The organism is Mesorhizobium sp. B2-3-10, from assembly GCF_006442275.1.
Classification (GTDB): domain Bacteria; phylum Pseudomonadota; class Alphaproteobacteria; order Rhizobiales; family Rhizobiaceae; genus Mesorhizobium; species Mesorhizobium australicum.
This window is the reverse complement of sequence record NZ_VFVT01000003.1, coordinates 525,516-551,074: the sequence shown is the minus strand read 5'-3', so window position 1 is coordinate 551,074 and position 25,559 is coordinate 525,516. Positions and strand designations below refer to the sequence as shown.

Genomic DNA, 25,559 nt, shown 5'->3' with positions numbered 1-25,559 from the left:
GGCAATTCTGGTGAATTTTTCAGCCATCCCAGTGGCATGCAGGCAACAAAAAAGCCGGATCAACGAAGATCCGGCTGAGTTTGATTGGAAGTGCCTGTTAAGGCTAACCTCCAGAGGGGAACACTCGAGGACGCTAATGGGAGGAGAACGCGTCCAGGAGATGATCTCTATATGTGCTCTTCATGCCCAAGAAACAAGCATCTATTTTGCAACACACACATGCAAAAAGGCACAGGCTGTGGTCCAACCCATTCCAGAAGCCAATAGGACCAGCAGAATCGTGAAAATGAGGCGCGATTTCGGGTCATTGCCGTCTCGAAAACGCCGATCCCGACCGATTTTGCTCCCGAATGTCAAAAAAGCACTGATGATGTGGAATGAGGCAGCGGCGGTTCAATTCCAAGGCAGTCAAGCGAGGATCGACCATTGCGCAGGTTTTCGGCGCTCGTCGGCAGCGGCATTTTCCTGATTGCGGCTCCCGGCGTTGTCGCCGGGCTGGTTCCCTGGCTGCTTAGCGATCGCTGGGGCCTGCCATGGTCGCCCCTGCCCTTGTTTGCGCTCACCGGCGGCATGCTCGTCATTGCCGCGGCTGCGGTCCTGCTGCATGCCTTCGTCCGCTTCGCGCTGGAGGGGCTGGGCACGCCCGCCCCCGTCGCACCGACCGAAAGGCTGGTGGTCGGCGGCGTCTACCGCCATGTCCGCAACCCCATGTATGTCGCCGTGCTGTCGATCATTCTGGGCCAGGCGTTGCTGTTCTCGAGCTGGTCGATCGCTGCCTACGCGGCAGTCGCGGCGGCTGCCATGGTCACCTTCGTCAAGCTCTACGAGGAGCCGACGCTCGCCGGCCGTTATGGCGCCGAATACGAGGCCTACCGCCGCAACGTACCGGGCTGGCTGCCGCGGATTACGCCTTGGAGAGGATAGGCTAGAACGACCAGCTTCTGGCCTTGGCGATGATGAAGTCGCGAAACACGTGCAGCTTGGCCTGGTTTTTCATCGCGTCGGGGTAGGCGAAATAGGTGTCGAAGGACGGCACCTCGGTCTCCGGCAGCAGCTGCACCAGGCCGGAATCCTTGCTGATCACATAGTCCGGCAGCATGGCGATGCCGGCGCCGCCCTGCACGGCGCGCTTGATCGACAGGATGTCGTTGATCTGCAGCGACGGCACGCGCTGGCCGCTCTCGAAATCGCCGACCGTCTCCAGCCAGTTCAACTCCGACAGATGCGACGGCACGGGCAGGCCGAAGGTGACGATGCGATGGGTTCTCAGCTCCGCGACCGAGCCCGGCTTGCCGTGCTTGGCGACATAGGATGGGGCTGCGTAAAGGTGGAAATGCACGGTGAACAGGCGGCGCTGGATCAGGTCCGGCTGTTGCGGCTGGCGCAGCCGGATGGCGCAATCCGCCTGGCGCATGGTGAGGTCGAGTTCCTCGTTGGCGAGGATCAGCTGCAGGCTGATTTCGGGATAGAGTTCGATGAACTCCTGCACCCGCTCGGTCAGCCAGCCGGCGCCGAGGCCAACGGTCGTCGTTACCCTGAGCACGCCGGACGGGCGGTCCTTGGTCTCGGTCAGCCGCGACTTGATCGTCTCGAGCTTCATCAGCACGTCATGCGCCGTGCGGAACAGCATCTCGCCCTGTTCGGTCAGCACCAGGCCCCGCGCATGGCGGTTGAACAGCGGCACGCCGACATCATGTTCGAGCGCGCTGACCTGCCTCGAGATCGCCGATTGCGACAGATGCAGCGTCTCGGCCGCATGCGTGAACGATCCGGCTTCCGCCGCAGCGTGAAACACGCGTAGCTTGTCCCAGTCCAACGCCATGATTTCCCCTCGTTCCGGTTGGCGTCTGAATGAAAAATCAGGCTTTTACACGGCGTTTCTAAGCCGTTTTATACAGTCTGCGGCGGCTCTTATTCCGCTGCTTCGCGATGTACCTCGATGCCGGCCAGATACTTTTCCGCTTCGAGCGCGGCCATGCAGCCCAGCCCCGCCGCTGTCACGGCCTGCCGATAGATATCGTCGGTCACGTCGCCGGCGGCGAACACGCCGGGCACGTCGGTGCGCGTCGAATCCGGCGCTGTCCACAGATAGCCGTTCGGCTTCTGCTTCAGCTTGCCCGCGAACAGCTCGACCGCGGGCGCATGGCCGATGGCCACGAAGACACCGTCGATCTTGAGGTGGCTCTCGGCTCCGGTCACGGCATGCCTGAGCTTCAGCCCTTCGACCGAAGGCGGCAGCGGTGCCTTGCCGGGGCGGCCGGTGATCTCATCGACGATCGTGTCCCAGATGACGCGGACATTGTCCTTTTTCAACAACCGTTCGCGCAGGATGCGTTCGGCACGGAAATCCGAGCGCCTGTGGATGACGGTGACGCTCTTGGCGAGGTTGGACAGATAGAGCGCCTCCTCCACCGCCGAATTGCCGCCGCCGACCACCGCGACATCCTTGCCGCGATAGAAGAAGCCGTCGCAGGTGGCGCAGGCGGAAACGCCGAAGCCCATGAAGTCCTGCTCGGTCGGAATGCCCAGCCACTTGGCTTGCGCGCCGGTGGCGATGATCAGCGCATCGGCCGTGTAGGTCGTGCCGGAATCGCCCTTGGCGCGGAACGGCCGCACGTTGAGGTCAACCTCGGTGATGATGTCGTTGATGATGTCGGTGCCGACATGCTCGGCCTGCTTGAGCATCTGCTCCATCAGCCACGGTCCCTGGATCGGATCGGCGAAGCCGGGGTAGTTCTCGACATCCGTGGTGATCATCAATTGGCCGCCCTGCTGCAGACCGGCGACCAGCATCGGCTTCAGCATGGCCCGCGCGGCATAGACCGCCGCCGTATAGCCGGCCGGACCGGAACCGATGATGAGAACGGGCGCGTGCTTGGTGGTCATTTGGAGCCTCTGCGGGGGCGGACAGCGAGTGTGCCTTGGAAAAAGACGTGGAATATCGCTCTTAATGTAAGGGCTGCAAACCACGCCAGCAAGACGAACGGACCGTCGTCCCCGGAAAGCTTCGGCCCCTATGGATATTCGCGCGATGGCCGCTTTCGTTACCTGTCCACAATCGCGTCGACGAGGGCTGGCTTCGACGCAAAAGTCGTTTAATTACAAAATAGCGAAAGATTCTTGCGCCACACTGATCATCGAGAACCCTGATGCCCCTCAAGGCCGATCTTGACGCCATCGACTGGAAGATCCTGCGCGAGCTTCAGTCGGACGGGCGCATGACCAATGTCGAGCTCTCGAACCGCGTCGGCATTTCGGCACCGCCCTGCCTGCGCCGGGTCAAGCGGCTGGAAGAAGCCGGCATCATCCGCGGTTACCGCGCGCTCCTCAACGCCCCGGCGCTGGGCCTCGATGTCGTTGCCTTCTGCCTGGTCGGGCTGCATCACCAGGCCGATGCCGAACTGCGCATCTTCGCCGAGCGTACGCGCGGCTGGCCGGTCGTGCGCGATGCCTGGATGGTGTCGGGCGAATCCGATTTTCTGCTGCATTGCGTGGCGAGCGACCTCGGCGCCTTCCAGACCTTCGTCATCGAGGAACTGACCTCGACACCGAACGTCGACACGGTGCGCACCGCGCTCACCATCCGCCGCGTCAAGGATGAGGGCTTGGTGTCGTTCGAACGCTCCTGAGCCAGGCGAACGTCTGCGCGATGGGCAAATTCCCGACATTCGCCACACCGGTGCCGCGTTGGTATTCGAAAGACGCTGATGTACAAGGCTGGACGGCTCTGCCGGATTCGCCGCTCGACTGACGCTTCATTGGTTTCCCGAGCAATTCCAGCAAAAATGTGTAACGGTTTTCCGCCCGGAATTGCTTGAGAACAGATGGCGCCAGCAGCGTATATTCCGGGAAGAATCCGCCATGGGAAGGGGACCATGACCCGTTTTGCAAGCCCGGTCTCGGCGCTGATCATCTGCGTGAACGAGGCCGATATGATCGGCCCGTGCCTGGAAAGCATCGATTTCTGTGCCGAGATCATCATCGTCGATTCCGGCTCGACGGACGGCACCGTCGAATGCGTTGAAAGCTATATCGCCAGGGGCTATCCGATAACGCTGCTGCACAATGACTGGCCGGGCTTCCCCCGCCAGCGGCAATTCGCGCTCGACCACGCCAACCAGCCTTGGTGCCTTTCGATCGACCCGGACGAGCGCGTCGACGACCGATTGCGGCAGTCGATCGTGGCCATCACCCAGGCGGCCGGCGGCAAGGCCAGCGGATGGTACATGCGCCGCCGCGACTGGCTGAAGGGCTACGGTTATGCCCATCGCTGGGTGCTGCACAACAGGCTGCTCAGGCTTTTCCGCAGGGAAGGTGCCAGCATGGATCTAACGGCACGGGTGCATGAATCCGTTCACGTGCCGGGCGAGACCGACACGATCGAAGAGGGTCTCTTGCTGCATCGCCGTGAAATATCGGTCGAGGAGGATCTTGCCCGGGCCAACACCTATTCCAGCCTCAAGGCGGTGACGCTGGTCGAGAGAGGCAAGAAGCCCGGCCTGGTGCGGCTGGTGCTGTCGCCGTTCGGCAACTTCCTCAAATTCTACCTGGCCAAGCGCTACTTCCTGTGCGGCCGGCACGGCTTCGTCTACTCGATGTCGGTGATGATCTATTCCTTCGCCACCGAAGCCAAGCTCTACGAAGCCTCGCAGCAAAACGACCAGGCTTAGGCCCTACGATCCGAGCGCGTCGATAGCGGCGAGCAGGCCGCCGAGATCGTGGTCGTCATGCAAGCGCCTGATGGCGAAGCCAGGCTGAAGCGCCGCCTCACCGTCGACCAGCCAGCCCTGTGCCAGCCCTGCGCGTTGGGCCGCCTGCATGTCGGCCAGCTTGTCGCCGACCATCAGGGAGCGCTGGAGGTCAAGATCAAGGCGCCTGCCCGCCTCGATCAGCATGCCCGGATTGGGCTTGCGCATCGGATGGTCCGTTATGGCGAGCGGCCCGACGCCCGCCTCGTGATAGGCGCAGGCCAGCACCATGTCGACGAACGCGCCCTGCCTGTCCAGCAAATGGAGCACGCGGTCGTTTACCGCGGCAAAGACGCCCCAGTCGAAATAGCCCCGCGCGATGCCGGACTGATTGGTGACCACGACCACCGGAATGCCGATCCGGTTGGCGGCGGCGATCGCCGGCAGCATCTGCGGCCTGAGTTCTATCTCGTCCGGGTCGCTGGGATAGTCGGTGTCGACATTGATGGTGCCGTCACGGTCCAGGAACAGCGCCGGCGAGCGTGCGGGAAAAACCCGCCCGCCGACCTGCTCCACCCACAGGCCCGGCTCGGCCAGCGGAAACGGCGCTGTTTCGTCAGCCATTCGACAGGCGCGCTTCGACCACCTCGCACAGATAGTGATAGAGGCACAGATGCCCCTGCTGGATGATCGGCGTCGAGGTCGAGGGGACGTTGAGCAGGATGTCGGTGAGCGGCTTGAGCTTGCCGCCGGTATCGCCGGTCAGGCTGATCACCGTCATGTCCATCATGCGCGCCTGTTCGGCCGCGGCGAGAATGCTCGGCGAATTGCCGCTGGTCGAGATTGCCAAAAGCACGCCGCCCGCGGCGCCATGCGCTTCGACCTGGCGCGAAAACACCGTGTCGAAGCCGTAATCATTGCCCCAGGCGGTCAGCATCCCGGCGTTGGCCGGCAGAGCGATCACATTGTAGGCCTTGCGTTCCTTCAGGAAGCGACCGACCAGTTCGGTGGCGATATGGATGGCGTCGCTGGCCGAGCCGCCATTGCCGCAGACCAGCAAGGCCTTTCCCTGGGAAAGCGCCGCCACGACAGCATTCACCGCAAGGTCCATTTCGCCGGTCAGATCTCGCTCTACCGTGGCGGTGATGGCGGCCGCCGAGCGGACCAGGTAGTCGTTCAATTCGGACATGAATTCCCTCAGTTGGTGGCGCCGCCGGCGCGCAGTTTGCCGATGGTGCCAGTGGTGCTCTTGCCGGCGACGAGATCGACCAGAACGACGCGCCCGCCCGCCTTTTGCACCACATCGGCGCCGATCACGGTGTCGATCGTGTAGTCCGCGCCCTTGACCAGTATGTCGGGCAGAAGCGCCTCGATCAGAGCCAGCGGCGTATCCTCATCGAAGACAATGACGGCATCGACCGAAGCGAGCGCGGCAAGCACGCAGGCGCGGTCATGCTGGTCGTTGACCGGGCGGCCCGGCCCTTTCAGCCGCCGCACCGAGGCATCGCTGTTGAGCCCGAGCACCAGCCGGTCGCACTGGCTGCGCGCTGCGTGCAGCAGGCTAACATGGCCGGCATGCAGGATATCGAAGCAGCCATTGGTGAAGCCGACGCTCAGGCCCTCCGCCTTCCATCCCGCCACCATGCGCGCGGCCGAAGTGGCGTCCAGGATAGCGTCCTTGTGCGCGGTCGGTCCGTGCGAGCGGAACAGCGCGCCGGTGAGTTCCTCGACGCTCAGTCGCGCGGTGCCGCGTTTCCCGACCACGACGCCGCCGGCGGCGTTGGCGATGGAGGCAGCGGCGACAGGATCGGCACCGGCGGCAAGTGCCAGCGCGAAGCTCGCGATCACCGTATCGCCAGCGCCCGAGACATCGAACACCTCACGTGCCTGGGTGGCGATGTGGCTCGCCTCGTCGGGACCGACCACACTCATGCCCTTCTCGCTGCGCGTGGCGACGACGAAGTCGAAGCCATGCGCCGCAATCAGTTCCCGTGCCGCGGCAACGATCTCGTCATCGGCGAACACCGCATGGCCGACGGCCTCGCCAAGCTCCTTGCGGTTGGGGGTGACGGCGGTCGCCCCGGCGTAGCGCGCGTAGTCGCGGCCCTTCGGGTCGACCAGCACCGGCTTGCCCGCCTCGCGGCAGATGGCGATCAATTCGGCGGCGACGCCGTCCAGCAATATGCCCTTGCCGTAGTCGGACAGGATAACGATGTCGGCCTGCTGCAATGCGTTCCGGAAACGGCGGATCAGCTCCGCCCGTTCCGCTTCGCCGAGCGGCTTGATCTCTTCCTCGTCGAAACGCAGCACCTGCTGGTTGAGCGCGCTGAAGCGGCTCTTTGACGAGGTCATGCGGCCGCGCTGCTGTGAAAGGCCCACTGTCTCGGCGCCAAGCTCGCCCAGCATCCGCACCAGACTGTCACCGGCGGGATCAGTGCCGATCACCGAGACCGGAATGGCGCGCGCGCCAAGCGAGACGATGTTGGCCACGACGTTGCCGGCGCCGCCCATCGCCGAGCTTTCGCCACGCCCATGCAGCACCGGGATCGGCGCTTCCGGCGAGATCCGCTCGATGACGCCATTGACGAAGCGGTCGAGGATGATATCGCCGACCACCAGCACGGCGACGTCGCCGAAGCGCGCAATGGCGCGATGCAGGGGCTCGGGTGAAGGCGGATTGTGCTTGATCATGTCATCTGCCACGCGCGGGAAACGCCGATCTCGGATAGGTCGAAACACCAGATTTGCGAGGCCGGCCGGTCATGCCTGTCGATATACCGCAATTGGGCACCAGCGCAACGCCGGGGCGGAGGCAAACCCGGACAGGTCAGGCCTTCTGCAAGGCGACGTGGACGCCCAGCCCGACCAGCACCGCGCCGCCGGCCTTCTGCATCAGCCGCTGCGCACGGCTCGAACTCCGCAGCCGGCCGATCACGAGGCCGGCCAGGAACACGCACACGACATCGGCCGACGAGAACATCAGGTTGACGATGGTGCCCAGCACCACGAATTGCACCCAGACCGGCAACCCCGCCGAGGCATCGATGAACTGCGGCAGGAACGCCATGAAGAAGATCGCGGTCTTGGGATTGAGTACCTCGACGGTGATGCTCTCGAAAAACGCCCGGCGGGCCGATTTGCGGGTGATCGCCGGCAGCGCCACGTCGCCCTCCACGCGCTTGCGAAACAGCGAGATACCCAACCAGATCAGGTACAGCGCGCCGACCAGCTTGACGGCCATGTAGAGCGGCGGCACGGCGTGGAACAGCACTGACAAGCCGGCTGCGGCGGCAAAGACATGGACATAGCCGCCGAGATGAATGCCGAGTGCCGCCGTCAGCCCCGACCAGCGCCCCCGCGCCATCGTCTGCGCGGCGGCATAAAGCATGGCGGGGCCCGGAATGTAGGCGAAGATCGCCGTGGTGGCGAAAAACGCGATCAGCAGTTCGGTCGGCGGCATTTCTTGTCCCTCATGATCCTGCCCTGCCCGATTGCAGGCCTTTCAGTCAGCCCGTGGATGGCTTTGGATTGGCCTGCGCGAACAGTTGCCATGAAAGCCGACATGACTTTTTTGTGGAATGACGGACTGAATGCGCCGATACGCGCACCCGGTTCGAAATAAGCCGACGATTCCAGAATATCGTGATTGTACTCGTCGACTATGATCCAAAGCGGGATAGCGTCAAGGCCGGCGCGGCGGCGTTCAATTTCAGGAACGCCAACCGCGACGCGATCACGGCCCGGCTGGGTGGAGGTGATTGCAAGGATGAAAAGGTTCGTCCCTTCGGCTTTTCCGGGAAGAACGGCGACGAAGGCGACAGACCTCGCCTTGCGGCCTTCGGTCTCGCCGTCTCCATGTTGGCGATGCCACAGATATGGATATCGCCAGACGTCCGCGGCCACGGGCTTAATCACGGTCCAATTCCGCGGCGTACTCCTCCAGCATCTCGACATGTTGCAGCGGTGCATCCTCGGCCGCGTAGACGCGACGGCTATCGTTGCCGAAGCGCGCTTCGTAGGCCTCGATGCTCATCAGGACGTATCTCGGCTTGTTGTGACGAGTGATGGAGACCGGCTGCTGGCTGGCAGCCGCGAGCACATCGCCGAGATTCTGTTTCAGATCAGTGGATGGATAGTGTTTCATTGGAAACTCCGTTTTGCCTATAATAGACAAAATGGACAAAACAGACAAGCCTGAGCGGGCGAGCCCCGAGCGACCGCCTGCTTTGTCGACAGCCCGGCCAGCCTCCCTTATAAGGACCGGAATCGCACGCAACCAGAGGCCTTCATGATCATCGTCACGGGCGGCGCCGGCATGATCGGCTCCAACATCGTCGCCGCGCTCAATGCGGAAGGCCATGACGACATCCTGGTCGTCGACGATCTCACCGACGGCCACAAGATCGCCAACCTGGCCGATTTGACGATAGCCGACTATCTCGACAAGGATGATTTCCTGGCCGGCATGGAGGCCGGCTCGCTTGGCCGCGTCGAGGTCGTCTTCCATCAGGGGGCCTGCTCGACCACCACCGAGTGGAACGGCAAGTTCATGATGGAGGTGAATTACGCCTATTCGAAACGGCTGCTGCATGCCTGCCAGGCGCTGCGCGTGCCCTTCCTCTATGCCTCCTCCGCTTCGGTCTATGGCGGCGGCGCCGAATTTCGCGAGGAGCCGGCGCTGGAGCGGCCGCTCAACGTCTATGCCTATTCCAAGAAACTCTTCGACGATTATGTCAGGCGCACGGTCTTCGACAGCGATCATTCGCAGGTCGCCGGCTTGCGCTACTTCAATGTCTATGGCCCGCGCGAGGCGCATAAAGGGGCCATGGCCTCGGTCGCCTTCCATCTGTTCAACCAGGTCGAGCGCGGCGAGAATCCAAAGCTGTTCGGCGCTTACGATGGCTTCGGGCCGGGCGAACAGAGCCGCGACTTCATCCATGTCGGCGATGTCGCCGACGTCAATTTGTGGCTGTGGAAGCGCGGCGCCAGCGGCATCTTCAACTGCGGCACCGGCCGCGCGCAGCCGTTCCGTGCGATCGCCGAAACGGTCATCGACACGCTGGGCAAGGGCGAGATCGAGTTCATCCCCTTCCCCGACCACCTCAAGGGCAGCTACCAGAGTTTTACCCAGGCTGATATGTCCCGCTTGCGCGCGGCCGGCTATAACGGGCAATTCCGCACTGTAGAAACCGGCGTCAGAGACTATGTCGAATGGCTGAAAGCCCAACGATCCTCGTGATCGGCCCACGCTGGGTGGGCGATATGGTGATGGCGCAGTGCCTGTTCTCGGCGCTGAAGGAACTCCATCCCGATGCCGCGATCGATGTGCTGGCGCCCGCCTGGGCGGCACCTCTGGTCAAGCGCATGCCCGAAATCCGACAGCAGATCGACTTTCCGCTGAAGCCGGGTGCGCTGGAATTCAGCCATCGCCGCCGTTTCGGCCGTCTGCTGCGCGGCCGCTACGACATGGCCTATGTCCTGCCGGGCAGCTGGAAGTCGGCGCTGATCCCGTTCTTTGCCCGCATCCCGCGCCGTTTTGGCCATCTGCGTGAAATGCGCTACGGCCTCTTGACCGACATCGTGCCGCTGCCCGATGCCGTGAAACGACGCACCGCGCAGGCCTATTTCGGCCTCGCCCAGGGTGGCAACTTCCGCGCCCCCCGGCTGACCGTGGACGTGAAAAACCAGGCCGCCCTGCTCGATCGTTTCGGCCTGGCGCCACGGAAATTCGTAGCCCTGATGCCCGGGGCCGAGTTCGGCCCGGCCAAGCGCTGGCCAAGCGAGAGCTATGCCGGCCTTGCCCGCGAATTCATGGCCAAGGGCCTGGAGGTCGCGCTGTTTGGTTCGAAGAACGACCGCGACGTTACGGCGGAGATCGCAGCCCTTGCCCCCGGCGTCGTCGACCTCGCCGGCCAGACGCGGCTGGAGGACGCCATCGACCTGATCGCGGCGGCAAGGCTCGCGGTCTCCAACGACAGCGGGCTGATGCATGTCGCGGCCGCCGTCGGTACATCCATCGTGGCCGTCTATGGCTCGACCTCGCCTGAAAACACGCCGCCGCTGGCGGAGCGTCGCGAACTGGTCTGGCTCGGCCTGTCCTGCTCGCCCTGCCACCGGAAAATCTGTCCGCTCGGTCATCTCAACTGTCTGAAGACATTGGAAGTCGCGCAGGTCGCCGCGGCAGCGGACCGCCTGCTGGAAGTGTCGGCCGCGGCATGAAGGTACTGATCGTCAAGACTTCGTCGATGGGCGATGTCATCCACACTTTTCCGGCACTTCAGGATGCCTGCCGCGCACGGCCCGATATCGCTTTCGACTGGTGCGTGGAGGAGGCGTTTGCCGGCATCCTCGCGCTGCATCCGGCGATCGGCACCATCCACACGGTGGCGATAAGGCGCTGGCGAAAGAACCTCTTCGACACGAACACCTGGCGCGAGGCGGCGGCCTTGCGCCGAACCTTGCGCAAATGCCGCTACGACCTCGTCATCGATGCGCAAGGCCTGCTGAAGTCGGCCCTGGTGGCACGCCAGGCGCGCGCGCCGATCGCCGGCTTCGACCGGTCGAGCGTGCGCGAGCCCTCGGCGACGCTGTTCTATGATATCACCTATGCGGTGCCGCGCGACCTGCACGCCATCGAGCGGACACGGCGGCTGTTCGGGCTGGCGCTCGGCTATCGGCCGGACCTTTTGACGCTCGACTCGGGCATCGTGGCGCCAGCGGGCATGATCGCCGGCGTCGACGGCAGGACCGCGTTCCTGCTGCACGGCACCAGCCGCGAGGACAAGAAATGGCCGGTCGAGGACTGGATCGGAACCGCCCGCCTGCTGGTCGAGCGCGGCATGATTCCGGTCACAACCTGGTCGAACGAACGGGAGAAGGTGGTGGCCGAAGCGATCGCCAAGGCCGTGCCAGCCACGGTCGTGATGCCAAAGTCGCCGCTGGACGCCATCGCCGCCATCCTCGGCCGCTCGACGCTGGTCATCGGCGCCGATACCGGGCTGACCCATCTCGCCAGCGCCTTCGGCCTGCCGACGGTCGCCGTGTTCCTGGCGACGGAGCCGGGTTTGACCGGACCGCGCGGGCCGTATGCGTCGACGTTGCTGGCGCCTGGTGGCAGACGCGTGACGCCCTCGGACGTGATGGCGGAGGCTGAACGACTTTTAGAGCTTAGGCGGACAACTACCGGGAAAGACTGAATTTTCGATCGAACGATTGGCAGGGTTGGCGCTGCCCCTCATCTGCCTGCCGGCAGGGGCGGCGCCAACCTCGCGCGAATAGCACCTGTCAGCGCGGAGCTGCGCCCAGCCGACGCCCTCAGATGAACTGCACCTGGACGATCTCGTAACCCCTGGCGCCGCCCGGCGCATTCACCTCGATGGCGTCGCCGACTTCCTTGCCGATGAGCGCGCGCGCGATGGGCGAGGAGATCGAGATGCGGCCGGATTTCACGTCGGCTTCCTGGTCGCCGACGATCTGGTAGGTCTTCTTCTCCTCGGTGTCCTCGTCGACCAGCACCACGGTGGCGCCGAACTTGACCTTTTCGCCGCTAAGCTTGGTCACGTCGATCACTTCGGCGCGCGCGATATAATCCTCGAGCTCGTTGATGCGGCCTTCATTGAGGCTCTGCGCCTCTTTGGCGGCATGGTATTCGGCATTTTCGGACAGGTCGCCATGCGAGCGCGCCTCGGAGATCGCCTCGATGATGCGAGGCCGCTCTTCCTGCTGGCGCCAACGCAGTTCTTCCTTCAATGACGCGAACCCCTCGCCTGTCATCGGGACCTTGTTCATAGTGCCTGACCTTTCCTGCTGCCGCCCCCGCATTTCGGGGGAAGCCTTGTCGTTGGGGTACAAAAAGAAAACGGTCCGGCAGCCTCGGGCTAACGGAACCGTTTCACCGCAATTTCCTTGAATATAGCAATCTTTGCGGGCTTTTCACGCCCAAAAATCGGTTTTGTAAAAATCATCCCTTCTTTTGTAGCAGGGGCGGCCGTGGGACGGAGCCGAACAAAAACGGCCGCGATCGCTCGCAGCCGCTTTGAGACATCAGGAGGGCCCGATCAGCTCCTCATGAAATGGTCGATCTGCTCGGACAGCATGCCGTATTCGCGCGAACCCTTGCCGGTGCGCTTTTCGATTTCCATCAGCTGCTGCTGGGCGCCGGCCAGATCGCCGATCTGCAGATGCGCCTCGCCGAGATATTCGCGCACCAGCGTGTAATCGGGATCGATGCGCAGCGCTTCCTCGTAATAGCCGAGGCCGACGGTGACGCGGCCGGAATGGCGGTGCGAATAGCCGAGATAGTTGAGGATGCGCGGATCCTGCTTGTTGGCGGCAAGAACGAGAACCGAGATCGCCTCGTCATAGCGGCCGGCCATCGCCAGCGCATGGCCTGCATCGTAGATGCTGTCGTCGTCCAGCATGCCTTCCTTCGGCGGTACGCATTTCTGCTTCTTCTTGTCCCAGACCTCGCCTTTCTTGCACTGGGTGACAGTCTGGTCGCTACCACCACTGCTGCCGGCGGCGAACGCCGGAACGGCAAGGAACTGCAGAGCGATAAGCGCGCTCGCCGCCTGGATCAGCACTCTTTTATGCATGGAAACCTCCTGAGGGTGTGACAATGCAACACTAACGCCGAGCGGTCCGCGTTTCATCCCGGAAAAGATCGCCTGGAGAACATTAGGTGACGGATGCCGCAAATCCGGTATCATCCGGCAAACGACTGACGGAGAGGGCCCGTGCAGCGACGGCTCGAAAAGGACTGGGATCTCACGATCGGCCCCGATACCGTACGGCTGTTCATTCTCAAGGCCAAGGCGCTGAGCGCGGGCGTTAACGAGGACTATGCCGACGGCGCCGAACACGAGGTCGAGTTCGACGGCGACACGCATGACAACCACCACCATGACGGCCTTGCCGAGGAAAGCTCGGAGAACCTCACCGAGGAAGAGCTGCGCGAGCTGATCAACGACCTCAATATCGATGAGGCCGCCGAGCTGATCGCGCTGGCCTGGGTCGGCCGCGGCGACTACGACGCCTCGGAATGGGCCGACGCCGTAACCGCGGCACGCGAGCGCGCCAACAAGCGCACGGCAAAATACCTGCTCGGCATGCCGTTGCTCGCCGACTGGCTGGAAGAGGGACTGGAAGCGATCGGCGCGTAACGCGGAGGTAACCGATTGTGATCGGGTCTAAGCGCCTGTCCAGGCAACTTCAGCCGACCGGCGCCGTTTTGTGGATGATGGCAAAGCTGAGCTTTTCTCGAGGGTACAGGATTGCATTGGCCTTGGCCGTCACGGCTCTGCTGGTCATGCCGGCCGACGCCAGACATCGTCACAAACACCATGGGCCGCTGAGCCCGCGCGTGGAGCAGCCGCTGACACAGCGGGCCGATCAGCCGCTGAAACCGCGCGGCAAGCGGCAGTCGAGAGCGCGAGCCAGGCAGCATCTCGCGCCCAATCCGGCACCGCCGGCAACGCAGGATGCTCGGCCGTCCGCCGATGTTCCGGTGCCCGAGCCACGCCCGGTGGACACTCAGAAAGTGGACACCCCAAAGTCGCAAGATCAGAACGCTGAAAATCCAAAGAGCGGCGCGGCGCCCAACCCGCCCAAGGACCCCGATCTACCCAGCGACGAAGAGTCCCATCAGAAAAGCCCGAAACCACCGGAACCACCAGCCGAAACCGAAAGCGAGCCGGAGCCGCCTGCCGTGGCGCCGACGCCGACGCCAAAGCCCGCCACCACGACGCCCGAACCTCAAGCGCCGGCCGTCGCCCCGCAGCCAACGCCAAAGCCGGCGGAAGCAGGTGACGAGGAGAAGATGCTGCCCGATCCACGCTCGGCCGATCTTCCCGCCGACAAGATGCCGGCTGAGGAAGTCGCCTGCCGCGAGCGCCTGAAGACACTCGGGGTCGAATTCGAGGAGCACAAGGCCGAAAGCAACCCCGAAATCGGCTGCTCGATCCCCTACCCCATCGTGCTGAAGTCGCTTGGCAAATCGGTCGCGATTGCTCCGGGCACCGAGCTCAACTGCCCGATGGCCGAGGCGGCGGCGCGTTTTGCCGCCGACGTCATCCAGCCGGCGGCTAAAGCCGAATTCGGCGCTGACCTGAAATCGATCGGCCAGGCGTCGGCCTTCGTCTGCCGGCCGCGCAATGGCACGCGCAAACTGTCGGAACATGCTTTCGGCAACGCGCTCGACATTGCCAGCTTTACGCTGTCCGATGGCAGGACGATCGAGGTCGGGCCGGCGCCGCCGGAAAAAGACGGCAAATTCCTCGACGCCGTACGCAAGGCCGCCTGCGGACCTTTCAAGACCGTGCTCGGCCCAGGCGCCGACCCGGACCATTCCTTGCATTTCCATCTCGATCTCGAGCCGCGCCGGCATGGCGGAACGTTCTGCCAATAAAATCGCCGATCGCTAGCCGCAATGTGGCTCGAGTTCGATGCCTTGAATTATCGAACTCTTGGCCGTTCCATGCCTGTTCAAGAGCTGCAAGTTGATCTAACTATATTCGCTATGCAGGCTCCTCGGAGCCGGTCATTCCATTTGCCACGTGAACAGGCCTCGAAGGGAAATAGCATGAAATATGCGGCGTTCATTTTCCTGTCTATGGCTGTGCTATTTGCACCAGGCATAACTTCAGCCTCGGCGCATTTCAAAAAACGCGTAGATCAGCACAGGCATGAGAAAATTCAACCCAGGCATGAGAAATCTGCAAAGCCGGCGAAGCCCATGCCCCTGTACCAGCAGATCCAGCATCGCCACTTCAAGGGAAAGGATTTGTGCTGGCGCATGTACAATGGCAACCTGATAGACATCTGCGTCGGATAATCTTGGGTCAAACCTCAGCAACTCGGCGCTTGCGTTGTGCTACACAGAGTTAGCCGCAATTCGGCCGCAGGCGTGAGCGCCGACGCTGAGCTTTCCTTTACCCTTGATCGTTAAAATCCCACCGATCAGGGATAGGAATTCCGCCCATGGCCGAGCTATTTCGCGCCGCCGAGACGGTCGCGCGCCAATCAAAATGCGCAGTGATGGCAAAATGTACAGCGATGGTGGCCGCTGGCCTTGCCCTCGTCGCCGTTTCCGCCTGCAACACCGGCAGCGTGCTGTCGCTGCAGCCTGCCGTCGATGTCGGCTCGCAGACCGCGGCCGTGCCGCAATATCAGGGCATGCAGAAGCTTGTTCCGTCCAATCCCTACATGACGCAGGCCGCCTATCCGCGCATGGACGAGCCGATGTCGCCGGTGGAGCAGATTCCAGCCAGCGAAACCGATTGCCGCCAGCAGCTGAAGCGCCTCGATGTCGCCTACACCGATCTGGCACCGATCCATGAGGGCCAGTGCGGCATCGACTATCCGGTCAAGGTCACGGCTATCGGCAGCATCGAGATGAAACCCGCCGCGACCCTGACCTGCGACATGGCCGCCACCTTCGCCGCCTGGACCAAGAACGAACTCGTTCCCTCCGCCCGCTGGCGCTATTTCTCCGGCGTCAGGACCATCCACCAGGGCTCAAGCTACTCCTGCCGCAACATTGCCGGCGAAGGCGTGCTGTCGGAGCACGGCAAGGGCAACGCGCTCGATGTCATGAGCATCGAACTCAACAATGGCGACGACATCGACGTGCGCAAACCCGGCCTGTTCGCCTTCCGCACCCGCGGCTTCCTCAACAATGTGCGCGCCGACGGCTGCCAGTATTTCACCACCGTGCTCGGCCCCGGCTACAATTACGACCACCGCAACCATTTCCATTTCGACATCAAGAACCGCAGGAACGGTTACCGCGCCTGCCGGTAGGAAAAGATCATGCGTCACCGGTGGACGCGATAATTTGCCGAGCCACGAGATCCTGGATGCGCCAGAGATTCTTGTCGCGAATACCGCTTTCTTCCAGCTTGCTGACGGTCCGGAACAGATACTGCGCCGACGACCCCCAGTGTCCGGCGGCTCGCGCCAGCGTGTCCGCAACCTGCTCCAACGGCAACCGTCCGGCATAGGCCTTGCCACCCGGCGCGGCGACGAAAGCCAGAGCGCGCAGCGGACCCTGCTTGGTCTTGACCTTGATCCAGCAGGGCACGTTGGTTGGTGGGTTGGCATCGATTTCCCGGCGCATCAGCTGGCCGAGCTGCCCGAAATGATCTTCATCGGGAAGCCGGTAGACGATCCCGTTGCAGCTGCCGCCGCGGTCCAGCGCCAGCATCAGGGCAGGCAATTCGCGCGTGCCCCGCCAACGCGTCAGCTTCAGGCAGAACGAACGGTGCCATCCAGGCGCCGTCGCCGGGCGCTGCTCGACAGGAACGAATTCGGGATTCCAGATCAACGAACCATAGGCGAAGACCCATAGCATTTCGGGCCGATATTCGGCGAGCAGTCGAGCGACCAACTCATCGAACTCCGCGTTGGTGTGCTCGGCCGTTCCAGGCTCAGGCCCGGGATCCAGTTCGACGCGCTCGACCCGGGCGACAAGATCCGCGGTCAACGCCATCGTTCTCGGGCCCGTCGGCTTCCGTTTCATTCCCGCCCCCACGAAAAAATGATGGCTTACGATAAACCGTCTGCTCATCTCTGGCCATTGATTTCCAGGGAACCGTCAGGCAACAGATAGCGCTCGGATCGAGCCGCCTTTATGAGCCAACGAAGCCTCCAGCGACGCATTGCGATCTGGGTAGTGGCCGTGCTGGGCGGCTATCTGGCGCTCGCCTATGTCGCGGCGCCGGAATTCTGGACATTCCGTGATCGCGGCTTTCGCGATCGGCATTTCGAGATGGTCACCCACACGTCGCAAGGCATTCCCGGCGACCCCATCAATGTCGGCCTGATCGGCACGGAGAAGGAGCTGGTGCACGCTTTCGCCGTCGCCGGCTGGGACACCGCCGACGCCGTCACCTTGAGAACCGCCATCGACATCGGCGAAAGTGTACTGTTTTCCCGCCCCTATCCCGACGCACCGATAAGCCGTCTGCTGTTCGAAGGCCGCGCCCAGGAACTCGCTTTCGAAAAGCCGGTCGGCGACAGTGCCGACCGGCGCCATCACGTCCGTTTTTGGCGAACGGATATGGTTGGCGACGATGGCAGGCCGCTCTGGCTGGGTGCCGCCAGCTTCGATCGCGGCGTCGGTCTGAGCCATGACACGGGCGCCATCACCCATCACATCGGTCCCGACCTCGATGCCGAGCGCGACTTTATGATCGGCGATCTCAATGCCGCCGGCCTGTTGGCCTCGACCAGCGGCCTGGCGGGCATCGGCCCCACCCGGAGCGGCCGCAATGGCGGCGGCGACCCTTATTTCACCGACGGCAAGGCGGTCGTCGGCGTGCTGAAGCAGTTGCCGTGACGGCAGGTCAGGTCGTCGCGATGACGATCTTGCCGAACGGCCCCTTCTCGAAGGCGCGCCGCCCTGGGATGCTGTCTGATCCACCCGCATCCGCTGTCATCTTTCTAAAATGGCCGCCGACTATTTTCGAAAGCCGTGCGGCAATGCTATTGAGCCCTCATGCTATACGTTGAAATCGCCACCGTGGTCGTCCTCATCTGCGTGAACGGCCTTCTGTCGATGTCCGAACTCGCCATCGTCTCATCGCGGCCGGCTCGCCTGAAGGCGATGATCGACCGCAACGTCAAGGGTGCCGGCCGCGCTTTGGCGCTTGGCTCCAATCCCGGCAAATTCCTGTCCTCCGTGCAGATCGGCATCACGCTGGTCGGCGTGCTCTCGGGTGCCTTTTCCGGCGCCACGCTCGGCCAGAGGCTGGCGCAATATCTGGCTACGGCAGGCATCCGCGAGAACATAGCAGACCCGCTCGGCGTCGGCATCGTCGTGGCCATCATCACCTATGCCTCGCTGATTATCGGCGAACTCGTGCCCAAGCAGATCGCGTTGCGCGATCCCGAGCGGGTCGCGGCACGGGCGGCGCCGGCAATGACCATCCTGGCCACCATCTCGGCCCCTCTGGTCTTCCTGCTCGATATTTCGGGCCGTGCCGTGCTCTGGCTGCTCGGCCAGCGCGGCGAAAGCGAGGAAAAGGTCACCGACGAGGAGATCAAGATGCTGGTCGCTGAGGCCGAGCATCACGGCACTATCGAATCCGACGAGCGGCGCATGATCGCCGGCGTCATGCGGCTTGGCGACCGCGCCGTGCGCGCCGTCATGTCACCCCGCACCGATGTCGACTGGATCAACCTGCAGTCCGATGACGCCACGATCCGCAAGCTTCTGATGGACACCCAGCATTCGCGCCTGCCCGCCGGCGACGGCGGGGTGGACGCCATGATCGGCGTCATCCAGACGCGCGACGTGCTGGCCGCACTGCTCGGCGGCCGCGCGCTCGACCCGCGCAAATATGTGCGCGCGGCACCGATCGTGCACGATCAGGCCGATGCGCTTGATGTGTTGCAGAAGCTGAAGGAGAGCGACGTGCCGATGGCGCTGGTGCATGACGAATACGGCCACTTCGAAGGCATCGTCACCCCCGCCGACATCCTAGAAGCCATCACCGGCGTCTTCCGCTCGGATCTCGAGGCCGGCGAGGAAGAAAACGCTGTCCAGCGCGACGACGGCTCATGGCTTCTCGCCGGCTACATGCAGGCCGACGAGATGGCCGAGGTGCTCGGCATCGACCTGCCGGAGAACCGCGACTACGAGACCGTCGCCGGCTATGTGCTGTCGCACATGCACCATCTGCCGGCGACCGGCGAATGTGTCGACGCGCAGGGCTGGCGTTTCGAGGTCGTCGACCTCGATGGCCGCCGCATCGATAAGCTGATCGCCACCCGCCTGCCCAGCGGTCACCGCGAGATGGTGCGCTGACGGCATATGCCTGGTTTCGGTCCGGCGGCCCTCGACGGCGGCCAATATACTGCGCGGACCGCGAGCTCTACCGCTCGGTAAAGGCGCGGGCGAAGGAATCGAGCATCGGCCGTGCCAGATACTCCAGGAAAGTCCGATCACCGGTGTTGATGAACGCCTCGACTGGCGTTCCGGGATAAAGCTGCTCGGGCTTTACGCCGGGCGGCAGGTCGGCCGCGATCCTCAGCTTGGCTCGGAAATAGGGCTCATGCGTTGCCTCGTCGACGAGCCGGTCCGCTGAGATTTGCGCCACCGTGGCTGAGACCTCGGGAGTGAGCCGCGCATTCAAGGCCGACAGCCGCAGCTTCGCCGGCTGGCCGACACGGACCTGATCGAGGTCTTTCGGCCGCAGCCTTGCATCGACGACGAGGCCCGATGCCGTGGGCAGGATCTCCATGATCTTTTCGCCTGGGGCGATCACGCTTCCCTTGGAATTATAGGCCGACGACACCACGATGCCTGCCGCCGGCGCCTTGATCGTCGTGCGCCGCAGCACCGCCTCCGCCGCCCTGGTCTGCTCCTCGACATCGGCCAGATTGGAGCGAACGTCGTCCAGCTTCGTCAGCGCCTCCTCGACGCGTTGCGTGGTCTGGCGCTCGATCTGCTCCTGGGCCTCGACGATCTGGGTGTTGGCCGTCGCCAGATTGGCCTCCAGCGCCCCGGCCTGCCCGACGAGATCGGCCTCGCTGCGCAATAGCTGGGAGTACTCGGTGCGGTTGGTGAGGCCCTTGTCCAGCAGGCCGGTCTTGATGCCGAGTTCGTTCTTCACGACGTCGGCTTGCTGCTGAATGGCCTGTTGCTGGGCCTGCAACCCCACCACCGACTGCCGATGCATGGCGACGCGTTGTGCCAGGATCGATTTTTCCGACCGGAACCGGGCCAGCCTGGCGTCGAATTCCTTTTGCTGTTCGCGAACCAGGATCTCGAAATCGTGCTGGAAAGGTGCCGGCGCCGCTTCGGTGATGGGCGCCATCCTGTCCAATCCGTCGCGTTCCGCCTCCAGCCGCGCCGCACTTGCCCTGAGCGCGATCGACTGCCTCACCAGCCGGTTGAGCTCGGCCTGCGCGGCCGTTGGGTCCAGCACGACCAGGTCCTGGCCCTGTTGCACGCGATCGCCTTCATGGACCGGTAATTCCCTGATGATCCCGCCCTCGCGATGCTGGATGCGGATGTTTCCGCCGGTCGCCGAGATCGTGCCTTGCGTGATCACCGCTCCCGACAAGGGAGCGCTGACGGCCCAATAGCCGAAGCCGCCCGCCAGCACCGCTATGGCGACGTAGCCGGTCAGGGCCACGCGTCTTATGTCGGTGCGCGGCTGGCTGTCCCAGGCGAGGCTCTGTGTCGTCATCTCACGATCCGAAACTGCCACCCGCGCGGATTGTCGGGACGAATGACCCGGTCACCACCGTGCTCTGCTGGGGGGCCTTGCCGATGACCGAACGCCGCAGCACCTCGTCGCCAGGGCCGAAGGCTTCGACCATGCCGCCGCGCAAAAGCATCACGCGGGCGCAAGCGGCGGCGATCGAAGGGCGATGGGTGACCACGATGACCGTGACGCCCGCCGCTCGCGCGGCCGAAAGCACCGCCTCGAGCGCGGCCTCGCCGCTGCCGTCGAGATGGGAGCTGGGCTCGTCGAGTACCAGGAGCCGCGGATTTCCGTAGAAGGCGCGCGCCAGGCCGATTCGCTGGCGCTCGCCCCCCGACAGCGCCCTGTCCGACGGGCCGATCATGGTCTGGTAGCCGTCGCGCTGCGCCAGGATCAGCTCGTGCACCTGGGCGCGCCTTGCCGCCTCGACGATCGCGGCGTCGTCCGCTTGCGGGTCGAAGCGGGCGACGTTTTGCGCGATCGATCCAGGAAAGAGCTCAACCTCCTGCGCGAGGTAGCCGACATGCTTTCCAAGCTGGCTTTCGTCCCAGGTCCTGAGGTCGGCGCCGTCGATCCTGATTGAGCCGCCGGTCGGTTGGGCGGCCCCTACGAGCAACCGCGCCAGTGTCGATTTGCCGGCCCCGCTCGGGCCGACGACGGCCAGCGCTTCGCCCGCGCCGATCGCAAAGTTGAGCCGCTTGAGGATGGGTTCCGTGCCGGGCTGGGCGTTCGGCGCCATGAAGAAGACGTCCTGCACGGAAATCGCGCCGGCCGGATCGGGCAGGATCAGTTTTCGCGGCTCCGCCGGACCCATTGCGAGCGCTTTTTCCAGCCGCGTCCACGCCCGCCGCGCATCGGCGATCTGCCGCCAGGCGCCGATCAACTGGTCGAGCGGCTGCAGCGCGCGCGACGACACCAGCGAGGAGGCGAAGATCATGCCGGCCGTCATCTGCCCCTGCAGCACCAGCCATGCGCCGGCGCCGAGGATCGCCAACTGCAGCATCATGCGCAGCGCCCGCGAGGCGCCGCTGAAGATCGCGTTGGCGCTCGAGGAACGGTCATGGAAAGTGAGCGCCGCCGCCACGTGCCGTCCCCAGACCAGCGAGGCATTCCGCACCATGCCCATGGCTCGCAGCGTCTCGGCATTGCGGGCAAAGGCCTGTTCCGCCTGGCTGGCCAACGCCGAACGCTCCGCGGACAAGGCATCGTTCCTGCCGATCGCAAGCTGGTTGGCCACGACGAGGAATAGCAGAAGCACCGCGCCGGCGACCGTCACCCAGAACAGCACCGGATGGATGAGATAGAGCAAGGCGAGGAAGACAGGGGCGAAAGGCAGGTCGAACAGCACCGCCACGCCGCGTGACCTGATGAAGGCGCAGACCGAAGCGAGATCGCGCAGCGGCGACAGGCCGCCGGCATATCTCGCGCCGAGCGAAACGGCGAAGGTGCTGGCACCCAGCTTGCGGTCGACGGTCGCCGCGACGCGCTGCGTGTAGACGGCGCGGATCGCGTCCAGCAGCCCGAGGAAGGCGAGCGCGAGCACCGCGATAGCTGACAGATAGACAAGCGTCTCGGCGCTGGAGGACGGCAGCACGCGGTCATACACCTGCAGCAGGTAGAGCGGAATCACCAACAGCAGGATGTTGATCAGCAGCGAGAAGACGCCGACATCGGCGATAGCGCGCAGGAAGACCGGACGCAGGCCGGACGGTCCAGTCATTTCCGCATTTCCCGCCGCTGCATGATCCCGGCCCTTACGCGTGGCCCCCGAATTCGGAACCGCCGTGCAGCGTGCTGCTGGCGATGCTATGCGTGGCGGTGCTGGTGGTGGTGTGCAAAGCGCTCGCCGGCGCGTTGTCCAGCGTATAGGCGCGGATATAGTCGATCTTCATCTCGGCAGGCGTCGCCAGATGATCGGGAGGCGCGCCGGCAAGACCGCCGACCGCGAGATCGGCCAGCATGTACATGGGCTTGTGCATATCGGATGGCGTCGCCGCTTCCGCGACCTGGACACCGTCATAAGTCCAGACGAGCTTGTCCGGCGTCCACAGCAGCCCATAGGTGTGGAAGCCGGCGGTATCCATGGTGTTTACCGTCGACGTCACCTTGGTGTGGGTTCCCGTTTCATTCGAATGCGCCGTCATGATCAACGAGTTCGGGTCCTGCCCGCGCGTTTCCACCACATCCAGTTCCGGCGGCCACGAGCCGTCTGCCGGCAGCAGCCAGAAGGCGGGCCAGGCGCCGGCGTTCTCGGGCAGGTCGGCGCGCATTTCGAAATAGCCGTAGGTTTGTGAGAAGGTGCCGTGCGTATTGAGGATACCTGACGTGTATTCGTAGTTGTTGATCAGGGGCTTGATGTCGGCCGGTGCCTGCGCGGCGGTGATGGTGAGCACGCCGTTATTCACGCTGAACGGGTGGACGGAACTCGTCGGCCCGTAATTGGCGTCGATGTACCATTGCAGCTCGCCATTGCTGGTCAATGTGCTGCCGTTCGGCGCTCCCCATGAGAAGTTGGTATCCCACGTGCCGCCCTGAGCGTTGTGAAGATTGAGCGCGTTGAAATCGTCGCTGAAGGACAGCTTCATGCCGGACATGTCGATCGGCAATTCGAACTGGTTGGGCTGCAGCTTGTCGATGGTCGTGTCCTTGAACTCGAGGATCTCGCCGGATCCGAGGTTCAGCAGCACGTTCGATCCCGCCTGGATCAGGTTCGAGTGAACGGCATCGAACGACGTGAAACCATAGCCATTGAGGCGGACGGTGTCGGTGGCGGCGAAATTGGCGATCAGGTCGCTGCCGTTGCCTTTCGAGATGACGAACGTGTCGTAGCCACCGCCGCCATCGATCAGAACATCGTTTCCCGCGCCGCCGTCCAGCGTCTGGTGCCCAGCCTTGGCGGTGATGATGTTGTCCAAGCCGTTTCCGAAAGCGTAGTTGTTGGGGTTTGTGACGATGAGGTTCTCGACATTGGCGGGGAGCTTGTAGCTCATCCACGTGCTGATCGTGTCGATGCCTGCCCCGGCGCCCTCGGCCACCTTGTTGCCCGCCCCATAGAGGTAATAGATGTCATCGCCCGTGCCGCCATGCATGGTGACGTTGAGATTGCCCGCTCCGTAAAACGAGTCATTTCCCGCGCTGCCATACAAGTCGGGCCCGGCCCCAGGCGCCGAGAACCAGTGGTTGGACGTACCGCTATAGGGAAGAGGAACACCCACGGCATTGACGAAGAAGCTCATCGGATACATCCTCCTCGTGAGGCATGGCCGCCTCGAACCGTTCGCTTACGGACTTCCGGATGGCCACGTCGGATCAATGCTGAAAGGAACGATTTCGTTCCGGGGAATCATTACACAACCCACCATAACATCGATCTTTCGGAAGACATATACTTATTGTCCGGGAAAAGAGCGGCGCCTAAGCAAAGATATTTAGTAAAATGGTGTATAAACTAGAAATTGCAAAGGATCTACTTAGATGAATGATCTACTTAGATGACGGCTACCCCTCCGAGCCCATCAGCCTCCCTCCTCGGCGCATGGTGGGCGGGAAGCTTAGGCCATCAGAGAGCGGCTTCGATCGGCTCGGCAAGCCTGGGATTTGAGCGTGCCGCGATCAGGCAACTGGTGACGATGAGACCCGCTCCCGCCAGCGTGGTCCAGGTCACCGCCTCGTCGAAGAAGAGGAAGCCAAGTGCGATCGCCCAGATGAAGGCGGAGTATTCCGTCGGGATCAGATACTGCGCTTCCGCCCGCGCATAGGCCCAGCTCATCAGGAATTGGCCGGCGAGCGACAGCGCCGTCACGCCGGCGAGCGGAAGCCAGAGCTCGCGCGGCAGGGTAATGGCCAGCCAGGGTGACGCGAGACCAAGGAAGACCGCCACGCAAAGGTTCTGGAACAGCATGATCTCGATCGGCTTGGCCACCAGCGCCTGCTGCCGCGCAAGGATCAGATTGTAGGCATAGAACACCGTCGACACCAGCACCGCCGCCGTGCCGAGCAAGGCATCCCTGGCATGGCTTGTCTGCCCGAACTGTCCACCGACGATGATTGCGACGCCCGCAATGCCGGCCAGCGAAGCCCAGATCGCCTGACGCTGTATGCGTTCGCCGAGCAGCAACGCCGCCAGCAGCAGGGCGAACAGCGGCGCCACGAAACTGAGCCCGATCGCCTCCGCCAGCGGCAGCCGGGCAAGCCCCCAGAAGAAGGACAGCAGGACAAAGCCGACGACCGCGGCACGCAGCGCATGCAGCCTGAGCACGGAAGGCGTGGGCAGCGTGCGCGGTCCCGCCGACCAGCCGGCGCCGGCAGCCACGGTCGCGAGCATGCTGCGCCACAGCACCGTGTTGTAGACGCCGACGGCAAGGACCAGGACCTTCATCGCCGCGTCCATCCCCGACAGCAGGAAGATGCCAAGCGCGCAGACAAGCACCGGGATCATGGGAGAAACGGCGCCTGCCAGGCTGGATGACTTCACGAGGCCCCTCATGTGACGGATCGCAGCCGGATATATCAGGGCGGACCGGCGGGGCCAGATGGCAGCCCCGCCGATATGGCGGTCCAACCATGGCGACTTGTGGAATGGCTGGGAAAGCTCGCAGCGAGCCCGCCAACCATTGCCGGCTTGTCTAGCGGCGCGTGACCGCGAAAGCGGATATCTGAG

At 63.6% G+C, this 25,559-nt stretch carries 27 protein-coding genes; 12 read left to right on the top strand and 15 right to left on the bottom strand.

Features of this window, described 5'->3' with window-relative positions; all coding sequences use genetic code 11:
* Positions 1-426: 426 nt before the first annotated feature.
* Complete coding sequence (locus FJ943_RS12395; protein ID WP_140721806.1) at positions 427-924, top strand: isoprenylcysteine carboxylmethyltransferase family protein; 498 nt, start codon at positions 427-429, stop codon at positions 922-924.
* A gap of 1 nt (position 925) precedes the next feature.
* On the opposite strand, the gene FJ943_RS12390 is transcribed toward FJ943_RS12395, so the two are convergent.
* Entirely contained in the window at positions 926-1,822 is an 897-nt protein-coding gene (locus tag FJ943_RS12390; RefSeq protein WP_015316165.1) for a LysR family transcriptional regulator, read from the bottom strand.
* 89 nt (positions 1,823-1,911) lie between these two features.
* The gene (trxB, locus tag FJ943_RS12385) at positions 1,912-2,886 is read right to left on the bottom strand and encodes a thioredoxin-disulfide reductase (RefSeq protein WP_127873462.1); all 975 of its coding nucleotides are present in this window, start codon (positions 2,884-2,886) and stop codon (positions 1,912-1,914) included.
* A 263-nt stretch (positions 2,887-3,149) separates the two neighbouring features.
* Here trxB and FJ943_RS12380 point away from each other — a divergent pair, with 263 nt between their 5' ends.
* Positions 3,150-3,629: an Lrp/AsnC family transcriptional regulator gene (locus FJ943_RS12380; protein WP_015316163.1), complete on the top strand. Its 480-nt coding sequence runs from the start codon at positions 3,150-3,152 to the stop codon at positions 3,627-3,629.
* A gap of 246 nt (positions 3,630-3,875) precedes the next feature.
* Complete coding sequence (locus FJ943_RS12375; RefSeq protein ID WP_015316162.1) at positions 3,876-4,670, top strand: glycosyltransferase family 2 protein; 795 nt, start codon at positions 3,876-3,878, stop codon at positions 4,668-4,670.
* A gap of 3 nt (positions 4,671-4,673) precedes the next feature.
* Here the strand turns inward: FJ943_RS12375 and gmhB are convergent, their stop codons facing one another.
* The 6 genes from gmhB to FJ943_RS12345 all read right to left on the bottom strand — a co-directional run bounded on the left by gmhB (position 4,674) and on the right by FJ943_RS12345 (position 8,832).
* Positions 4,674-5,312: a D-glycero-beta-D-manno-heptose 1,7-bisphosphate 7-phosphatase gene (gene gmhB / locus FJ943_RS12370; protein WP_140713698.1), complete on the bottom strand. Its 639-nt coding sequence runs from the start codon at positions 5,310-5,312 to the stop codon at positions 4,674-4,676.
* Positions 5,305-5,877: an SIS domain-containing protein gene (locus FJ943_RS12365; RefSeq protein ID WP_015316160.1), complete on the bottom strand. Its 573-nt coding sequence runs from the start codon at positions 5,875-5,877 to the stop codon at positions 5,305-5,307. The genes gmhB and FJ943_RS12365 overlap by 8 nt, the downstream gene beginning before the upstream one ends.
* A gap of 8 nt (positions 5,878-5,885) precedes the next feature.
* Positions 5,886-7,379, bottom strand: a complete 1,494-nt coding sequence (gene rfaE1 / locus FJ943_RS12360) for a D-glycero-beta-D-manno-heptose-7-phosphate kinase (RefSeq protein ID WP_140721803.1) — start codon at positions 7,377-7,379, stop codon at positions 5,886-5,888.
* A 136-nt stretch (positions 7,380-7,515) separates the two neighbouring features.
* Entirely contained in the window at positions 7,516-8,148 is a 633-nt protein-coding gene (locus tag FJ943_RS12355; RefSeq protein ID WP_140664945.1) for a LysE family translocator, read from the bottom strand.
* Positions 8,127-8,603 carry a hypothetical protein gene (locus FJ943_RS12350; RefSeq protein ID WP_246671859.1) on the bottom strand — a complete coding sequence of 159 codons (477 nt, stop codon included), beginning with the start codon at positions 8,601-8,603 and terminating at the stop codon, positions 8,127-8,129. The genes FJ943_RS12355 and FJ943_RS12350 overlap by 22 nt, the downstream gene beginning before the upstream one ends.
* Positions 8,596-8,832, bottom strand: a complete 237-nt coding sequence (locus FJ943_RS12345; RefSeq protein ID WP_015316156.1) for a type II toxin-antitoxin system Phd/YefM family antitoxin — start codon at positions 8,830-8,832, stop codon at positions 8,596-8,598. The genes FJ943_RS12350 and FJ943_RS12345 overlap by 8 nt, the downstream gene beginning before the upstream one ends.
* A gap of 144 nt (positions 8,833-8,976) precedes the next feature.
* On the opposite strand from FJ943_RS12345, the gene rfaD reads away from it, so the two are divergent.
* Genes rfaD through waaC form a run of 3 tightly spaced genes read left to right on the top strand, consistent with a single transcriptional unit; the run spans position 8,977 to position 11,884 of the window.
* Positions 8,977-9,927 carry an ADP-glyceromanno-heptose 6-epimerase gene (gene rfaD, locus FJ943_RS12340; protein WP_140721801.1) on the top strand — a complete coding sequence of 317 codons (951 nt, stop codon included), beginning with the start codon at positions 8,977-8,979 and terminating at the stop codon, positions 9,925-9,927.
* Positions 9,900-10,907 carry a lipopolysaccharide heptosyltransferase II gene (waaF, locus tag FJ943_RS12335; RefSeq protein WP_140721798.1) on the top strand — a complete coding sequence of 336 codons (1,008 nt, stop codon included), beginning with the start codon at positions 9,900-9,902 and terminating at the stop codon, positions 10,905-10,907. The genes rfaD and waaF overlap by 28 nt, the downstream gene beginning before the upstream one ends.
* Positions 10,904-11,884, top strand: coding sequence for a lipopolysaccharide heptosyltransferase I (gene waaC, locus FJ943_RS12330; RefSeq protein WP_140713684.1), 981 nt, complete (start codon positions 10,904-10,906; stop codon positions 11,882-11,884). The genes waaF and waaC overlap by 4 nt, the downstream gene beginning before the upstream one ends.
* Positions 11,885-12,002: 118 nt before the next feature.
* Here the strand turns inward: waaC and greA are convergent, their stop codons facing one another.
* Positions 12,003-12,476, bottom strand: a complete 474-nt coding sequence (greA, locus tag FJ943_RS12325) for a transcription elongation factor GreA (RefSeq protein WP_015316152.1) — start codon at positions 12,474-12,476, stop codon at positions 12,003-12,005.
* Between the two features lie 269 nt (positions 12,477-12,745).
* On the bottom strand, positions 12,746-13,282 hold the full coding sequence (locus tag FJ943_RS12320; RefSeq protein ID WP_140617735.1) for a tetratricopeptide repeat protein: 537 nt from the start codon (positions 13,280-13,282) through the stop codon (positions 12,746-12,748).
* Positions 13,283-13,423: 141 nt separating this feature from the next.
* Here FJ943_RS12320 and FJ943_RS12315 point away from each other — a divergent pair, with 141 nt between their 5' ends.
* The 4 genes from FJ943_RS12315 (at position 13,424) to FJ943_RS12300 (ending at position 16,487) form a co-directional block, all read left to right on the top strand.
* Entirely contained in the window at positions 13,424-13,849 is a 426-nt protein-coding gene (locus FJ943_RS12315) for a DUF3775 domain-containing protein (RefSeq protein ID WP_140664934.1), read from the top strand.
* A 200-nt stretch (positions 13,850-14,049) separates the two neighbouring features.
* Positions 14,050-15,093, top strand: a complete 1,044-nt coding sequence (locus tag FJ943_RS12310; RefSeq protein WP_181171218.1) for an extensin family protein — start codon at positions 14,050-14,052, stop codon at positions 15,091-15,093.
* Positions 15,094-15,267: 174 nt separating this feature from the next.
* Positions 15,268-15,519: a hypothetical protein gene (locus tag FJ943_RS12305; RefSeq protein WP_140664928.1), complete on the top strand. Its 252-nt coding sequence runs from the start codon at positions 15,268-15,270 to the stop codon at positions 15,517-15,519.
* A gap of 146 nt (positions 15,520-15,665) precedes the next feature.
* Positions 15,666-16,487: an extensin family protein gene (locus tag FJ943_RS12300; RefSeq protein ID WP_140721792.1), complete on the top strand. Its 822-nt coding sequence runs from the start codon at positions 15,666-15,668 to the stop codon at positions 16,485-16,487.
* Positions 16,488-16,494: 7 nt separating this feature from the next.
* Here FJ943_RS12300 and FJ943_RS12295 read toward each other — a convergent pair whose 3' ends face one another.
* Positions 16,495-17,205: a gamma-glutamylcyclotransferase gene (locus FJ943_RS12295; protein WP_140721789.1), complete on the bottom strand. Its 711-nt coding sequence runs from the start codon at positions 17,203-17,205 to the stop codon at positions 16,495-16,497.
* Positions 17,206-17,316: 111 nt separating this feature from the next.
* Between FJ943_RS12295 and FJ943_RS12290 the strand changes: the two genes are divergently transcribed.
* A complete protein-coding gene (locus tag FJ943_RS12290; protein WP_140721786.1) occupies positions 17,317-18,024 on the top strand; it encodes an LssY C-terminal domain-containing protein in 708 nt (235 codons plus the stop codon).
* 159 nt (positions 18,025-18,183) lie between these two features.
* Positions 18,184-19,494, top strand: a complete 1,311-nt coding sequence (locus tag FJ943_RS12285) for a hemolysin family protein (protein ID WP_015316146.1) — start codon at positions 18,184-18,186, stop codon at positions 19,492-19,494.
* A 67-nt stretch (positions 19,495-19,561) separates the two neighbouring features.
* On the opposite strand, the gene FJ943_RS12280 is transcribed toward FJ943_RS12285, so the two are convergent.
* The 4 genes from FJ943_RS12280 to FJ943_RS12265 all read right to left on the bottom strand — a co-directional run bounded on the left by FJ943_RS12280 (position 19,562) and on the right by FJ943_RS12265 (position 25,385).
* The gene (locus FJ943_RS12280) at positions 19,562-20,881 is read right to left on the bottom strand and encodes an HlyD family type I secretion periplasmic adaptor subunit (RefSeq protein WP_140721783.1); all 1,320 of its coding nucleotides are present in this window, start codon (positions 20,879-20,881) and stop codon (positions 19,562-19,564) included.
* A gap of 1 nt (position 20,882) precedes the next feature.
* The gene (locus FJ943_RS12275; RefSeq protein ID WP_140721780.1) at positions 20,883-22,619 is read right to left on the bottom strand and encodes a type I secretion system permease/ATPase; all 1,737 of its coding nucleotides are present in this window, start codon (positions 22,617-22,619) and stop codon (positions 20,883-20,885) included.
* A gap of 34 nt (positions 22,620-22,653) precedes the next feature.
* A complete protein-coding gene (locus FJ943_RS12270) occupies positions 22,654-24,135 on the bottom strand; it encodes a family 16 glycosylhydrolase (RefSeq protein ID WP_140721777.1) in 1,482 nt (493 codons plus the stop codon).
* Positions 24,136-24,458: 323 nt separating this feature from the next.
* The gene (locus FJ943_RS12265) at positions 24,459-25,385 is read right to left on the bottom strand and encodes a DMT family transporter (RefSeq protein ID WP_140721774.1); all 927 of its coding nucleotides are present in this window, start codon (positions 25,383-25,385) and stop codon (positions 24,459-24,461) included.
* Between the last annotated feature and the right edge of the window lie 174 nt (positions 25,386-25,559).